The sequence below is a fragment of the Pseudomonas sp. PDM03 genome, from assembly GCF_014852385.1.
Classification (GTDB): Bacteria; Pseudomonadota; Gammaproteobacteria; order Pseudomonadales; family Pseudomonadaceae; genus Aquipseudomonas; species Aquipseudomonas migulae.
The window spans coordinates 177,548-192,110 of the sequence record NZ_JACVBM010000004.1 but is presented as its reverse complement, the minus strand read 5'-3'; the positions used below and the strand labels follow the sequence as shown (position 1 = coordinate 192,110).

Here is a 14,563-nt window from a genome sequence, read left to right as displayed (position 1 = left end):
CTATGTATTGCACGGTGCGTGGTCAGAGGTGATTGAATGCAAGATTACTGGCCGGGGCGGGATGTGAACGCCTAGACTTCGCCGATCTTCAGTTCAGGAATAGCCCGTGACCTCGATCTTCTGGTACGACTATGAAACCACCGGCATCAACCCGCGTTGCGACCGTCCACTGCAAGTGGCGGGGCTGCGCACTGACTTTGATCTCAATGTCATAGACGAGCCGGTCAATCTTTATTGCCAGCCCAGTGAAGACATCCTGCCGCATCCGGCGGCCTGCGCGATCACCGGCATCACGCCGGGTCAACTGACCGAACACGGTTTGAGCGAAGCCGATTTCATGACTCGGGTACATGCGCAACTGGCGGCACCGGGCACTTGTGGCGCGGGTTACAACACCTTGCGTTTCGACGACGAGATGACTCGTTACAGCCTGTACCGAAATTTCTTCGACCCCTATGCCCGCGAGTGGCAGGGCGGTAACAGTCGCTGGGACCTGATCGATGTGGTGCGTGCGGCGTATGCCTTGCGGCCCGATGGCCTGGTTTGGCCGACGGACGACGAAGGACGGGTGACGCTCAAGCTCGAACGCCTGACCGCCGCCAACGGCATCGATCACGGCAATGCTCACGAAGCGCTGTCGGACGTTCGCGCAACCATCGCACTGGCACGGCTGATCCGGGAAAAACAGCCGAAGCTCTACGACTGGCTTTTTCAGTTGCGCAGCAAACAAAAGGTGATGGATCAGATTCGGCTGTTGCAGCCGATGGTGCACATTTCCGGGCGTTTTTCGGCGGCACGCAGTTATGTCGGTGTGGTGTTGCCGCTGGCCTGGCATCCGCGCAACAAGAACGCGCTGATTGTCTGTGACCTGCACCTGGATCCCCAGGGGTTGCTCGACCTGGATGCCGAGACCTTGCGCCAGCGTTTGTATACCCGTCGCGATGAACTGGCCGAAGGCGAACTGCCGGTGCCGCTCAAACTCATCCACATCAACAAATGCCCGGTGGTGGCGCCGTTGTCGGTGCTTCGTCCCGATGATCAGCAACGACTGGGGCTGGATATGGCGCTTTATCAGGAGCGCACGCTGCGACTAAGTGCCGCACAAACAATTTGGCGAGATAAAGTTCAGGCCATTTATGCCCGAGATGATTTCGCTCAGAGCCAAGACCCTGAACAACAGTTATACGATGGTTTTATCGGTGATCGGGACCGGCGTCTTTGTGAGCAAGTCCGGGCGGCTGACCCGGCGCAATTAGCGCAAGAGCAATGGCCTTTCGATGATGAACGTTTGCCTGAATTATTGTTTCGATATCGCGCACGTAACTTTCCCGAAACGTTGAGTTTCGAAGAGCAAGAACGCTGGCGAGTATTCTGTCAGCAACGTTTGTCAGCGCCCGAGTGCGGGGCGCCCAATACCCTGGAAGCATTTGTAGAAGCTGCAGCCCAATTGAACATTACTGCGACGCCATTCCAGCAAGAGGTGCTCAATGAGTGGAACAATTATGTCCAGGCATTGCGCAAACGTTTGAATCTTTGAAAATGAAAATGCACGGGCCTGAATCTCGGGCATAAAAAAACGCCAGCGATTGCTGGCGTTCTTTTTTGTCGCGGATGGGTCTGCGACAAGCTTCGCGGCTTAGCCCAGCAGGGTAGCCCAGCCTTCAACCACGTCGCCGCCCCACTTGGCTTTCCACTCTTTCAGAGTTTTGTGGTTGCCACCTTTGGTTTCGATGACTTCGCCGTTGTGCGGGTTTTTGTATTGTTTAACTTTGCGAGCACGCTTGGTGCCAGTAGTTTTTACTGCGCCGCCGCGTGGTGCTTTGGTTTTGGATTCTGGATCCAACAGCGCAATGATGTCACGCAGGGACTTGGAGTATTCGCCCATCAGGGTGCGCAGTTTGCCTTCGAATTCCAGCTCGGTTTGCAGTTTGTCGTCTTGGGACAGGTTCTTCAAACGGGCTTGCAGCTCTTTGATAGCTTCTTCGGTGGCACGATATTCGTTGATCAAGGACATGGGGACTACCTTATGTTGTGCGCTGGATGGCAGGTGACAGTGCGGCAATAATAGTCAGGGTGTTTCATCAAGTAAACATTTAACCGGGGTTTATTTAAATTAGTTGCGATGAATAGGGCGCAAATTGGATGTACAGTTAAATAGTGTGACGCAGGTATCACAGATATTCACAATTGAATGCTTGAAGAATGCTGACAGGATCACCATCGCGCAGGTAACCGACAGCCCTCAACGCTTGTGCCGGCGGCCCTCACGCAACGCGAGGTGTCATCTATACTGCAGTTTTTTTGCGCAATCGTTAGAATGGCGGCCTTTGCGAAGTTCTGGAGTTTCCCCCTCATGCGCACTTTTCGGCTGGTGATTGCTTGCCCGGACCGCGTCGGCATCGTTGCTAAAGTCAGTAACTTTCTGGCGTCACATAACGGCTGGATCACTGAAGCGAGCCATCACTCGGACAATCTCAGTGGCTGGTTTTTCATGCGTCACGAAATTCGTGCCGACTCGCTGCCTTTTGGTATCGAGGCTTTCCGCGAGGCGTTCGCGCCGATTGCCGAAGAGTTCTCGATGAACTGGCGCATTACCGATACCGCGCAGAAGAAGCGCGTGGTGTTGATGGCAAGCCGTGAATCTCATTGCCTGGCCGACTTGCTGCACCGCTGGCACAGCGATGAACTGGATTGCGAAATCTCCTGCGTGATTTCCAACCATGATGATTTGCGCAGCATGGTTGAGTGGCACGGCATTCCTTACTACCACGTACCGGTCAATCCGCAGGATAAAGAGCCGGCGTTTGCCGAAGTCTCGCGCCTGGTCAAACAGCACGATGCCGAAGTGGTGGTACTTGCCCGCTACATGCAAATCCTGCCACCCGAGTTGTGCAGCGAGTATGCGCACAAGGTCATCAACATTCACCACAGCTTCCTGCCGTCGTTCGTCGGCGCCAAGCCGTATCACCAGGCTTCCATGCGCGGGGTGAAGTTGATCGGTGCGACGTGTCACTACGTGACCGAAGAGCTGGACGCTGGTCCGATCATCGAGCAAGACGTTGTGCGTGTCAGCCACAGCGACAGCATCGAAGACATGGTGCGTTTCGGTCGTGATGTCGAGAAAATGGTGTTGGCTCGCGGTCTGCGTTATCACTTGGAAGACCGGGTGCTGGTGCACGGTAATAAGACTGTAGTGTTCTGACCGCCACACGACGCGGTTGAAATTCGAAGGGCCTGGGCGTTCAATCGTTTCAGGCCCTTCGCCGTTTCTGCACTGAGGACATGACCATGGCTGATCCACTGGACAAAGCTACTTCCAAGGCTCCCGCGACATTGGGGGAGGGGTGTTTGAGTCGTTATGATCCGGATGAGATGAGTGCCGAAGACGGCACGGAATTTCCCGGTGCGGCGGAGTTGTGGGAGCAGTTGAATTCTGAGCCTGAGCCTGTAGGAGCTGGCTTGCCGGCGAAGCGGTCTTGAGGTCTGGCGTTTGCTCGTTTTGATTGTGTACATATCCGTTTCTTTGGTAACGGCGGCTATTGGTTTCGCCCTTACGGCGAGTCACTTTCGAAAAGCGCGAAAGTAACCAAAGCGCTCTTGCCCCTTTCGTTCGGTGGCTCGCTAAGGCTCGCCATGCCCTCGCTCCGGTCCTGCTCCGTGGGCCCGCCGCGATCGGCCATCCTTGGCCGTGCGCGGCTAACCCGGCATCCATGCCGGGTTGCCCACTGCGCAGAACCTGCGCTCGGCCTCTCGAGGGGGCGCTCAGATCAAAAGCTGAAGGCGAGCTAACGCTCGGCCTGATGAGTGGTGAAAAGCGAAAGCAAACGCGATTCCCTGTAGGAGCGAGGCTTGCCCGCGAAAAACGTCCGGACAACGCGTTCATTCAGACAGCCCGCGTCATCGTTGACGTCCATCGCCAGCAGGCTGGCTCCTACAGGGGATCGGTGTACACATCTGGAATGAGTAGCCGCAGCAGTGAAGAACAACGCGGACAACTGAAGAGCCAGGTCGGCTTTCAGGCCGCCTCGGCGGCTGTGGCGGTAGTCGCCCCCTCGAGAGGCCGAGTGGAGGTTCTGCGCAGTGGGCAACCCGGCATGGATGCCGGGTTAGCCGCCCCCGGCCATGGATGGCCGATGGCGGCGGGCCCACGGAGCAGGACCGGAGCGAGGGGATGCCGAGCCTAGGCGAGGCACCGAACGAAAGGGGCAGAAGCGCTTTGGTTACTTTCGCGCTTTTCGAAAGTGACTCGCTGTAAAAGCGAAACCATAAGCCGCCGTTACCGCATCAACGGATATACACACAATCAAAAAACTAAGCCTGCTTAAACCTCATCAACTTCTTCAACAACGGCCGCCCAACCATCAACAAAAACACCGGCCCCCCCACCACCAGATAAAAGTAATAAGTCACCGCCCGCCAAATCAAAATCGCCGCCGCCGCAGTAGATTTCCCCACCATGGGCGCCAGCAATGCCGCCGAGGTCAATTCCGCCGCCCCGGCGCCCCCCGGCAACAGGCTGAACTGCCCCGCACTCAGCGAAAGCATCTGAATCAAAAAACTCCAGGCCCACTGCAAATCCGCGCCGAGCCCGCGCAACGCCAGGTACAACACGCTGTAGCGCAGCACCCAATGCACACAGGTCAGGGCAAACACCTTGATCAATGTCCGAAAGGGCAACTTCAGCGTGTCAGTGAACGCCGCAAGAAAGTGCAGGAGTTTTCGCGCCCAGCGCATACGCGTGGTGCCTTTGACATTGAGGCGTGCGAGCAGCCGCCCGCTCAGGCGAATCAGCAGCCGATGGTAGCGCGCGATCACCACACAACTGAGCAGCCCGCCGAACATCGATATCGCACTGACGGTCAGTAGCCACTCCATGCGTTCGCTGAGGTGCTGGAACAGCGCATAAATCAGAATCCCGCTTAACGCACAGAGAAAGAACAGCAGATCGCTGAGTTGGTCCATAGCGAAAACCGCGCTGCCCCGTGCCGGGCGCACCCCGTTGCGGGCCAGCAGCGCCATGATGGTCAGCGGTCCGCCGCTGCCGCCCGGTGTGGCGCAATAGGCGAACTCGGCAGCCATCACCACGCCGAGGCTTTTGACCGGGCTGACCTTGTCGCGCTCATCACCCAGCAACAGGCGCAAGCGCATCGTGTTCACTCCCCAGCAGAGCAGGATCATGCCGAACATGATCAGCAACCAACTCAGTGGAAAGCTTTGCAATCGTGACCAGGTCTGGTTGCCACCCAGCAGCAGCGGAATCAGCACCGCCGCGAGCAGCGCGACAAACAGCAGAATCCCCCGGCTCATGCGGCGCGACCGACACGGTCGCTGTGCAGCGCCAGCCAGCGAGCCTTGGTCATCGGCATGCGGCCTTGGTCGAGTAATCGCTTGAGGGTGTGCAGCCAGTAATCGCGCGCGAACCGATGACGCATGTCCACCGGGTGCAGGCCCAGACGAATCACCGGCGCCTCGCGCCAGCGTTGTTCGCGCTGATCGCTGACGAGCTTCGACAAACCTCGCCGCCATGCGCTGCGCGCACTCCAGACCAGTCCCGGGGCATCGACCGGGGTGAAATCCGGTAGGCGAAACAGATGCTGTGGATCGCTGGTGTAACTCAGGGGTAACTGGCGCAAGGCCTGGCGCGTACCTTCGCTCATCAACCAGGCCGGAGCGACGAACCCTTCGAGCGGCCAGTGATAGCGATGAAACAGCTCGATACCTGCGCGCAGACGCGCGAGGGCCGCGTCCTGAGACAGCGTGTAGAACTCGCCTTCACGGGTATAAATGCGGCGCATGAACCAGTCTCGTGGCGTGTTGGGCGGCGACTCATCATCACAATGAAAATAGCCGTGCAGCGCCAGTTCGTCACCTCGGGCGACACGACCGGTCAGCAGGCGGCGCAACCCCGGGTGCGCCTCCAGATCGTTGTGTCTGTGGAAATCCGGCACCACCAGCCAGGTCATCGGCACCTCGCCCAAGGCGTCGACGGCTTCGACAAAAGGTTGGTAATCGGCCCAGGTGTGCGGCGCGACGTCATGCAGCACGAGTAACAGGCAGGGCTCAGTCATGGGCTCAACCATTGGCGGCCAGCGGCCATTGGCTGCCGAGGACGGCGTGATAGTGGCCCAACAGGCTGTTGACCACCGCATCCCACGAGTAATGCCGTTCGACATGGAGGCGCGCCTGTTGGCCGAGCGCGGCACTGCCAGAACTGAACAGCTCCTGTACCGCATTGGCCATCGCCGCCGGGTCGTTCGGCGTGCAAAGCAGCCCGCATTCTGCGCTGATGATTTCTTCGAAGGCCCCAGCCGCCACCGCCACCACCGGAATGCCGCTGGCCATGGCTTCGAGGATCACCAGGCCAAACGTTTCCTGATCACCGGCATGCAGCAGCGCATCGGCGCTGGCCATCAGCCTTGCCACCTGTGTCGCCGGGCAGAATTCATCGATGACGGTGACGTTGTCCGGGACCACGGCCGGCATCGATGACCCCACCAGCAACAGGTGATAACGCCGACCCAGGCGTCGCATGCATTCGAGCAGCACCGGCAGGTTTTTTTCCTTGGAGCCTCGCCCGGCAAAAATCAGCAGGTGCGTGTTTTCATTGATGCCCAGTTGCGTCCGCAGGCCTGGATCCCGGGCATCGGGATGAAAGGTTTGCAGGTCGACGCCCAGCGTTTGGACGAAAACGTTGTTCACGCCCAGGTTGGTCAGTTTGTCGGCCATGATCCGGCTCGGCGCCAAGACCCGGTCGAAGTTGCCGTAGAGCTTTTTGACATAGGCTTCGACGTTGGTTGTGACCCAATTGCCCATGCGATTGCTGACCAGCAGCGGCAAGTCCGAGTGATAGAAGCCGATCACCGGCACATCAAGTTGGCGGCGGGCATCGAGCGCCGCCCAGGCCGTGAGGTACGGGTCACCGACTTCGATCAGATCGGGCTGCAAATCCTTCAGGACATTTCGCCAAGGGGCTAGACGGAGGGGGAAACGATAACCCTTGCCGAACGGCAGGGCAGGAGCCGGAACCGTGTAAACGCCGTCCTGTTCGCTGAGATGTGAGCCGGGGATCAGCAGGCTGTGGCGAATGCCGGGCTTGACGCCCAGACGACGGTGTTTTGCATCCAGATACGTGCGCACGCCACCGCTGGCAGGGGCGTAGAACATGGTTATGTCCGCGATGTGCACGATGAACATCCCTCCGGTCCGTTGTACTCCCTTGGTTGACCTTAATGAAGAATAGATGTTCGGTTGGCTGTCCGTGAGGTTTGTGGCGGTGCGGACGACGCCATCGCCGGCAAGCCAGCTCCTACAAGGGCGACACTGAACCCTGTAGGAGCTGGCTTGCCAGCGATGAGGCCCTCAGAAGCGCATCAGATCCGGAAACTACCGACCAACTGCTTCAGACGCGCCGCCTGCTGTTCCAGGTCCGAACACGCCCGCAACGTCGATTGCAGGTTTTCCACCCCTTCCTGGTTCAACGTATTGATCTCGGTAATGTCGACGTTGATCGATTCCACCACCGCCGTCTGTTCCTCGGTCGCCGTCGCCACGGACTGGTTCATCCCGTCGATCTCACCAATGCGCAACGTCACGCTGTTCAGGCGTTCGCCCGCCAGGTTGGCGATTTCCACGCTGTCCTGACTGTGGCGCTGGCTGTCGCTCATGGTGCTGACGGATTCGCGGGCGCCGACTTGCAGCTCCTCGATCATGGTCTGCACCTGCTGCGCCGATTCCTGCGTGCGGTGTGCCAGGTTGCGCACTTCATCGGCCACCACGGCAAAACCACGCCCGGCTTCACCGGCACGGGCCGCTTCGATCGCGGCGTTCAGCGCCAGCAGGTTGGTTTGCTGGGAAATGCTGGTGATCACTTCGAGAATCTGCCCGATGTTCACGGTTTTGCTGTTCAGCGATTCGATGTTGGTGCTCGAAGCGCTGAGCATGCTCGACAGTTGGTTCATCGCGACAATGCTGCGATCCACCACCTGTTGGCCGTCTTCTGCGAGGCTGCGGGCATCGCTGGCCTGGCTCGACGCCTGGGCTGCATTGCGCGCGATTTCCTGGGCAGCGGCACCGAGCTGATTGATCGCGGCGGCGACGCTGCTGGTGCGCGAAGCTTGCTGGTCGGAGTTGTACATCGACGAGTTGGAAGCCGCGACTACACGCAGCGCCACTTCGTTGACCTGGCCGGTGGCCGAGGACACTTCGCGGATCGAACCGTGAATGCGCTCCACGAAACGGTTGAACGCGGTGCCCAGGAGGCCGAATTCATCGTTGTTCTGGATAGTGAGACGTTTGGTCAGGTCGCCCTCGCCGTCGGCAATGTCGGCCATGGCGCGGGTCATGACGTGCAGCGGCTGGATCAGGATGCGGATCAGCATGCCCAGCAAGGCAATGATGATCGCAACTGCGATGACGGTCGCAACGACCGCCGAGGCGCGGAAATCGCTGAGTTTCGCGAAGGCTTTGTCCTTATCCACCGACAGACCGATGTACCAGTTGACGGAAGACAGGCCTTTGATCGGGGTGAACGTGACGATGCGGGTTTTGCCATCGACTTCCACTTCACTGAAATCGCTGCTGATGCGCGGTGTGTTTTTCGGGTACGCCTCAGCCAGGGATTTCATCACCAGCGCTTTGTCCGGGTGCACCAGGATCTTGCCGTCGGCGCTGATCAGGAACGCATAACCCATGCCATCGAAGTCCAGCGCATTCAGGCTGTCGGCGATAACTTGCAGGCTCAGGTCACCACCGACCACACCAATGTTTTGACCGTCCTTGAGCACACTGTTGACGATGGAAATGACCAGTTGGCCAGAGGCCAGATCGATATAGGGTTCGGTCAGCGCCGAGCCGCTGGTGCTTTGGGCACTTTTGTACCAAGGGCGGGCGCGCGGGTCATAGCCATCCGGCATTTTGCTGTCCGGGCGGATGATGAAGGTGCCATCCTTGTTGCCAATGTAAGCACCCATGAAGGTCGACGTCACCGCCTTCTGCTCCAGCAGCTTGGCGACGTTGCCGATGTCCGGGTTCAGCGCGGCGTTTTGTGCGAGGTTTTCGATCAGCAGACTGCGCCCGGTCAGCCAGGTCTGGATATTGTTGGCAGTCACGCTGCCCATTTTTTGCAGATTCTTGTCCAGGTCCTCACGAATGGCGTTGCGCTGTAGATAGTCGTTGTACAGGGTGAACGAGGCGAACGCGGCAATGACGATGAGAGCGGCGGCAAGCAGGATTTTATGGCTGAAGCGCAGATTTTTGTTCATGGCTTGGGGTTCCGCTAAGGTCTTAATGCCCAAGGCGTGCTTTTATAAGGAAGCGCGCAGTGGGCGGTCATGAAAACAAGCTGATATTTCCGTCCTCTCCTTGGGGGGATTACCGAAGCTTTTCAGTCTTTTATATCGGCCGTGCAGAATTAAAGATTAACCATGGGTGACCAAATGCCTGATTCATCGCAACTCGTTATCGGTGCCGATCTCGCGGGGCAACCGATCGCCCAGGCCATGCGCCTGGCGAACCGTCACGGTCTGGTCGCGGGCGCTACCGGGACCGGCAAGACCGTCACCTTGCAACGACTGGCCGAAGCGTTCAGCGATGCCGGCGTGGCGGTGTTTGCGGCGGACATCAAAGGTGATCTGTGCGGCCTCGGTGCCGCCGGCAACCCGCAGGGCAAGATCGCCGAGCGAATCGCCGGGATGCCCTGGCTGAATCACACGCCGCAGGCGTACCCGGTCACTTTGTGGGACATACACGGCCAGTCCGGTCATCCCTTGCGCACAACCTTGAGCGAAATGGGCCCGCTGTTGATTGGTGCCCTGCTGGAGTTGACCGACAGTCAGCAATCGGCGTTGTACGCCGCGTTCAAGGTGGCGGACCGCGAAGGCCTGTTGCTGCTGGACTTGAAGGACCTGAAGGCACTGCTCAATCACCTGCGCGACCACCCCGAATTGCTGGGCGATGACGCCGCATTGATGACCACCGGTTCCAGTCAGGCCCTGTTGCGCCGATTGGCGACCCTGGAGCAACAAGGTGCTGAAGCCTTGTTCGGCGAGCCGGCGCTGCAACTCGAAGACATTCTGCAACCGACCGCCGAGGGGCGCGGGCGCATTCACTTGCTCGATGCCAGTCGTCTGGTGCACGAAGCGCCGAAGGTCTACGCGACGTTCCTGTTGTGGCTGCTGGCTGAACTGTTCGAGCAACTGCCGGAGCGCGGCGATGCTGACAAACCGCTGCTGGCGCTGTTTTTCGACGAGGCTCATTTATTGTTTGCCGATACGCCCAAGGCGTTGCAGGAGCGACTTGAGCAAGTGGTGCGGTTGATTCGCTCGAAAGGCGTGGGCGTGTATTTCGTCACCCAATCGCCGGGCGACCTGCCGGATGACGTGCTGGCGCAGCTCGGTCTGCGTATCCAGCATGGTTTGCGTGCGTTCACTGCCAAGGAACAAAAGTCCCTTCGGGCCGTGGCCGAGGGCTTCCGGCCGAACCCGGCGTTTGATGCCTTGTCGGTGTTGACTGAACTGGGGATTGGCGAGGCGCTGGTCGGCACGTTGCAGGACAAGGGCACGCCGGAGATGGTCCAGCGCGTATTGGTCGCGCCGCCGCAATCGCGGATCGGGCCGCTAACCGAGACTGAGCGCACGGTGCTGATCGCCGGTTCGCCGTTCAAGGGCCGGTATGACAAGCCGGTTGATCGGGAATCCGCGTATGAAATATTGATGGGCCGTAAAGGGCTGGCGCCGGAGGCAGAAGCGGTGCCCGGCAAACCGGCACCAGAGGAGCCGAGCTTCACTGACAAGGCCGGGGAGTTCCTCGGCACGGCGGCAGGGCAGGCACTGAAATCGGCGATGCGACAGGCGGCCAATCAGCTTGGTCGGCAGTTGGTGCGCGGGTTGATGGGCTCACTGCTGGGAGGCAGCAAACGCCGATAGCAAGCGGGCACAATCTAAATGTGGGAGCGAGCCTGCTCGCGATAGCAGTGTGTCAGTCAACCAATGCGTTGAATGTCAGACCGCTATCGCGAGCAGGCTCGCTCCCACAGGGGTTCTATGTCAGTCCTTGGGTTTGGCGTGAGCCGCCAATCGTTCCAGCGCCGCCCGCAGGTTCGGATCGCTGATCCCCTCAGCCGTAGCCTGAATCGTCGCCCCCGCATCCGTCGACAAACTGATGGTATGCCCGGCCGCTCCTTGCTGAACGGTCGGCGGCTGCACCTTGAACAGAATCCGCGTCAGGCTGGCGAACTCATCAAACATCTGCAACTGCCGTTGCAGACGCTTCTGTTGATAGCGCAGACGCGTTGCCCAATGACCGTCGGTGACAATCAGCAACAAGCTGCCTTCGCGCCACGACGCCACATGGCAATGTTCACGCGCAGCAGGCTGCAATTGGCTTTCGAGCAGACGTTGTAAATGACCCAGGCGTTGAGCATGGCCGAAAATGGCTTTCAGCGGTTTGGCTTCGCGAAGCAGAACGGCGGGTGCTCTGGCCGTAAGAGGGCGAAATGCCATGATCAGACACCTGAAGTAACAGAGCCGCCATGGTAGCAGAAAGCACTGGATGCGCCCGACCCATTGCTTTGCGCGCGCTTTACCCATTAAATCAACAAGTAACTTCTGCCGTCGCTGGCTTGAAGTTCAGCAAAAAGCCCTTATTTTAAGTGAGCCCCGTAACAGCGCAGTGCATGCATCGTGGAACAACGCCACTTTCCTCACCATCGTTTCCGGGTAGAATGCTCGTTCGCATGCGGCCATGAGGGCTGCACGGGCGACTCACGGGGCCGCCCTCCATCCCTTTAGTGTGGAAGATCCTGCCGATATGTTTGCGCCTTTGTTAAAGAAACTTTTTGGAAGCAAGAACGAGCGTGAAGTCAAACGCATGCTCAAGACGGTGCAACTCGTCAATGCCTTCGAAGAGCAAATGGTGGCCCTTTCGGACGATCAATTGCGTGCCAAGACGGATGAGTTCAAGGCCCGCATCGCCAAAGGGGAAACCCTCGACAAGCTGCTGCCAGAAGCCTTTGCGGTCGCCCGTGAAGCCGGCAAGCGCGTCATGGGTATGCGCCACTTCGATGTCCAGCTGATCGGCGGCATGACCTTGCATGAAGGCATGATCGCGGAAATGCGTACCGGTGAAGGCAAGACCCTGGTGGCCACACTGGGCGTTTACCTCAACGCGCTGTCCGGCAAAGGCGTGCACGTTGTTACCGTGAACGACTACCTGGCCCGTCGTGACGCCAACTGGATGCGTCCGCTCTACGAATTCCTCGGCATGACGGTCGGTGTGGTTACACCTTTCCAGCCGCCGGAAGAGAAACGTCAGGCCTACGCCGCCGACATCACCTACGGCACCAACAACGAATTCGGTTTCGACTACCTGCGCGACAACATGGCGTTCAGCATGGAAGAAAAATTCCAGCGCGAACTCAACTTTGCCGTGATCGACGAAGTCGACTCCATCCTCATCGACGAAGCCCGTACCCCGCTGATCATTTCCGGTCAGGCCGAGGACAGCTCGAAGCTGTACATCGAGATCAACAAACTGATCCCGCAGCTGCAATTGCACGTCGAAGAAGTCGAAGGCGAAGTCACCAAGGCTGGCCATTACACCGTCGACGAGAAGACCCGTCAGGTCGAACTCAACGAAGCCGGTCACCAGTTCATCGAAGACATGCTGACCCGCGTCGGCCTGCTGGCTGAAGGCGAGAGCCTGTATTCGGCGCATAACCTGGGCCTGCTGACCCACGTCTATGCCGGCCTGCGTGCGCACAAACTGTTCAACCGCAACGTTGAATACATCGTGCAGGACGGTCAGGTTGTCCTGGTCGACGAACACACCGGTCGTACCATGCCGGGTCGCCGTTTGTCCGAAGGCCTGCACCAGGCCATCGAAGCCAAGGAAAACCTGAACATCCAGGCCGAAAGCCAGACGTTGGCGTCGACCACGTTCCAGAACTACTTCCGTCTGTACAACAAGTTGTCCGGCATGACCGGTACCGCAGACACCGAAGCATTCGAATTCCACCAGATCTACGGCCTGCAGGTCATGGTGATCCCGCCGAACAAGCCTTTGGCGCGTAAAGACTACAACGACCTGGTGTTCCTGACCGCCGAAGAGAAATACGCGGCGATCATCAACGACATCAAGGAATGCATGACTCACGGCCGTCCGGTGCTGGTGGGTACTGCAACCATCGAAACTTCCGAACACATGTCTGCGCTGCTGCAGAAGGAAGGGATCGAGCACAAGGTCCTGAACGCCAAGTTCCACGAAAAAGAAGCCGAAATCATTGCCCAGGCCGGTCGTCCAGGCGCACTGACCATCGCCACCAACATGGCCGGTCGTGGTACCGACATTCTGTTGGGCGGCAACTGGGAAGTGGAAGTCGCGTCCCTGGAAGACCCGACGCCGGAGCAGATCGCCCAGATCAAGGCCGACTGGCAGAAGCGTCACCAGCAAGTGCTGGAGTCGGGTGGCTTGCAGGTGATTGCGTCCGAACGTCACGAATCGCGCCGTATCGACAACCAGTTGCGTGGTCGTGCAGGTCGTCAGGGTGACGCCGGTTCCAGCCGTTTCTACCTGTCGCTGGAAGACAGCCTGATGCGCATCTTCGCCTCTGACCGGGTGAAGAACTTCATGAAAGCATTGGGCATGCAGTCCGGTGAAGCGATCGAGCACCGCATGGTGACCAACGCCATCGAGAAGGCTCAGCGCAAGGTTGAAGGCCGCAACTTCGACATTCGTAAACAACTGCTCGAGTTCGATGACGTCAACAACGAACAGCGTAAAGTGATCTATCACATGCGCAACACGTTGCTGGCCGCCGACAACATCGGTGAAACCATCGCCGATTTCCGTCAGGACGTACTCAACGCGACTGTCAGCGCCCACATTCCACCGCAATCGCTGCCTGAGCAGTGGGACGTGGCGGGTCTGGAAGCGGCATTGCAGAGCGACTTCGGTGTGGCGCTGCCGATCCAGCAATGGCTCGACGAAGACGATCACCTGTACGAAGAAACCCTGCGCGAGAAGCTGATGCAGGAGCTCATCGCGGCGTACAACGAGAAAGAAGACCAGGCGGGCGCCGACGCGCTGCGCACCTTCGAGAAGCAAATCGTTCTGCGCGTGCTGGACGACCTGTGGAAAGACCACCTGTCGACCATGGACCACCTGCGTCACGGTATCCACTTGCGTGGCTATGCGCAGAAGAACCCGAAGCAAGAGTACAAGCGCGAGTCGTTCACGCTGTTCTCCGAGCTGCTGGATTCGATCAAGCGCGACTCGATCCGTGTGCTGTCGCACGTTCAGGTCCGCCGCGAAGATCCGATCGAAGAAGAGCAACGCCTGCGCCAGGAAGCCGAAGCACTGGCGGCGCGCATGCAGTTCGAGCACGCTGAAGCACCTGGTCTCGATCAACCGGAACAGCTGGGTGAAGAGCTCGATGTAGCCCTCGCCACCGCACCGGTTCGCAACGAACAGAAGCTGGGCCGTAACGAACTGTGCTACTGCGGTTCGGGCAAGAAGTTCAAGCATTGCCACGGGCAGATCCAGTAAAACCCGTTTCATACGCTGAAAT

General features: G+C 58.8%; 11 protein-coding genes. 5 read left to right on the top strand and 6 right to left on the bottom strand.

What is annotated here, in order from left to right:
* Positions 1–106 precede the first annotated feature (106 nt).
* Complete coding sequence (sbcB, locus tag IB254_RS09385; RefSeq protein WP_192417104.1) at positions 107–1,537, top strand: exodeoxyribonuclease I; 1,431 nt, start codon at positions 107–109, stop codon at positions 1,535–1,537.
* A gap of 99 nt (positions 1,538–1,636) precedes the next feature.
* On the opposite strand, the gene mvaT is transcribed toward sbcB, so the two are convergent.
* Entirely contained in the window at positions 1,637–2,014 is a 378-nt protein-coding gene (mvaT, locus tag IB254_RS09380) for a histone-like nucleoid-structuring protein MvaT (RefSeq protein ID WP_007933316.1), read from the bottom strand.
* Between the two features lie 339 nt (positions 2,015–2,353).
* On the opposite strand from mvaT, the gene purU reads away from it, so the two are divergent.
* Both purU and IB254_RS29475 read left to right on the top strand, forming a co-directional pair.
* Positions 2,354–3,202 carry a formyltetrahydrofolate deformylase gene (gene purU / locus IB254_RS09375; protein ID WP_008031689.1) on the top strand — a complete coding sequence of 283 codons (849 nt, stop codon included), beginning with the start codon at positions 2,354–2,356 and terminating at the stop codon, positions 3,200–3,202.
* Positions 3,203–3,288: 86 nt separating this feature from the next.
* On the top strand, positions 3,289–3,480 hold the full coding sequence (locus tag IB254_RS29475) for a hypothetical protein (RefSeq protein WP_225602298.1): 192 nt from the start codon (positions 3,289–3,291) through the stop codon (positions 3,478–3,480).
* Positions 3,481–4,311: 831 nt separating this feature from the next.
* On the opposite strand, the gene IB254_RS09370 is transcribed toward IB254_RS29475, so the two are convergent.
* From IB254_RS09370 to IB254_RS09355, 4 genes are all read right to left on the bottom strand, one after another.
* Positions 4,312–5,307 (bottom strand): lysylphosphatidylglycerol synthase transmembrane domain-containing protein, encoded by a 996-nt coding sequence (locus IB254_RS09370; RefSeq protein WP_192417103.1) that lies wholly within the window; start codon positions 5,305–5,307, stop codon positions 4,312–4,314.
* A complete protein-coding gene (locus IB254_RS09365; RefSeq protein ID WP_192417102.1) occupies positions 5,304–6,080 on the bottom strand; it encodes a DUF2334 domain-containing protein in 777 nt (258 codons plus the stop codon). The genes IB254_RS09370 and IB254_RS09365 overlap by 4 nt, the downstream gene beginning before the upstream one ends.
* On the bottom strand, positions 6,073–7,194 hold the full coding sequence (locus IB254_RS09360; RefSeq protein WP_192417101.1) for a glycosyltransferase family 4 protein: 1,122 nt from the start codon (positions 7,192–7,194) through the stop codon (positions 6,073–6,075). Before IB254_RS09360 ends, IB254_RS09365 begins: the two co-directional genes overlap by 8 nt.
* A gap of 176 nt (positions 7,195–7,370) precedes the next feature.
* Positions 7,371–9,260: a methyl-accepting chemotaxis protein gene (locus IB254_RS09355; protein WP_192417100.1), complete on the bottom strand. Its 1,890-nt coding sequence runs from the start codon at positions 9,258–9,260 to the stop codon at positions 7,371–7,373.
* Between the two features lie 174 nt (positions 9,261–9,434).
* Here IB254_RS09355 and IB254_RS09350 point away from each other — a divergent pair, with 174 nt between their 5' ends.
* Complete coding sequence (locus IB254_RS09350; RefSeq protein WP_192417099.1) at positions 9,435–10,922, top strand: helicase HerA-like domain-containing protein; 1,488 nt, start codon at positions 9,435–9,437, stop codon at positions 10,920–10,922.
* A 120-nt stretch (positions 10,923–11,042) separates the two neighbouring features.
* Here IB254_RS09350 and IB254_RS09345 read toward each other — a convergent pair whose 3' ends face one another.
* Entirely contained in the window at positions 11,043–11,498 is a 456-nt protein-coding gene (locus IB254_RS09345) for a DUF721 domain-containing protein (protein WP_008029261.1), read from the bottom strand.
* Positions 11,499–11,805: 307 nt separating this feature from the next.
* On the opposite strand from IB254_RS09345, the gene secA reads away from it, so the two are divergent.
* Positions 11,806–14,541 (top strand): preprotein translocase subunit SecA, encoded by a 2,736-nt coding sequence (secA, locus tag IB254_RS09340; RefSeq protein ID WP_032832795.1) that lies wholly within the window; start codon positions 11,806–11,808, stop codon positions 14,539–14,541.
* Positions 14,542–14,563 lie beyond the last annotated feature (22 nt).

Coding starts and splice junctions, on each gene's coding strand:
- mvaT (WP_007933316.1), bottom strand. CDS start 2,014: ATGTCCTTGATCAACGAATATCGTGCCACCGAAGAAGCTATCAAAGAG.
- purU (WP_008031689.1), top strand. CDS start 2,354: ATGCGCACTTTTCGGCTGGTGATTGCTTGCCCGGACCGCGTCGGCATC.
- IB254_RS29475 (WP_225602298.1), top strand. CDS start 3,289: ATGGCTGATCCACTGGACAAAGCTACTTCCAAGGCTCCCGCGACATTG.
- IB254_RS09370 (WP_192417103.1), bottom strand. CDS start 5,307: ATGAGCCGGGGGATTCTGCTGTTTGTCGCGCTGCTCGCGGCGGTGCTG.
- IB254_RS09365 (WP_192417102.1), bottom strand. CDS start 6,080: ATGGTTGAGCCCATGACTGAGCCCTGCCTGTTACTCGTGCTGCATGAC.
- IB254_RS09360 (WP_192417101.1), bottom strand. CDS start 7,194: ATGTTCATCGTGCACATCGCGGACATAACCATGTTCTACGCCCCTGCC.
- IB254_RS09355 (WP_192417100.1), bottom strand. CDS start 9,260: ATGAACAAAAATCTGCGCTTCAGCCATAAAATCCTGCTTGCCGCCGCT.
- IB254_RS09350 (WP_192417099.1), top strand. CDS start 9,435: ATGCCTGATTCATCGCAACTCGTTATCGGTGCCGATCTCGCGGGGCAA.
- IB254_RS09345 (WP_008029261.1), bottom strand. CDS start 11,498: ATGGCATTTCGCCCTCTTACGGCCAGAGCACCCGCCGTTCTGCTTCGC.
- secA (WP_032832795.1), top strand. CDS start 11,806: ATGTTTGCGCCTTTGTTAAAGAAACTTTTTGGAAGCAAGAACGAGCGT.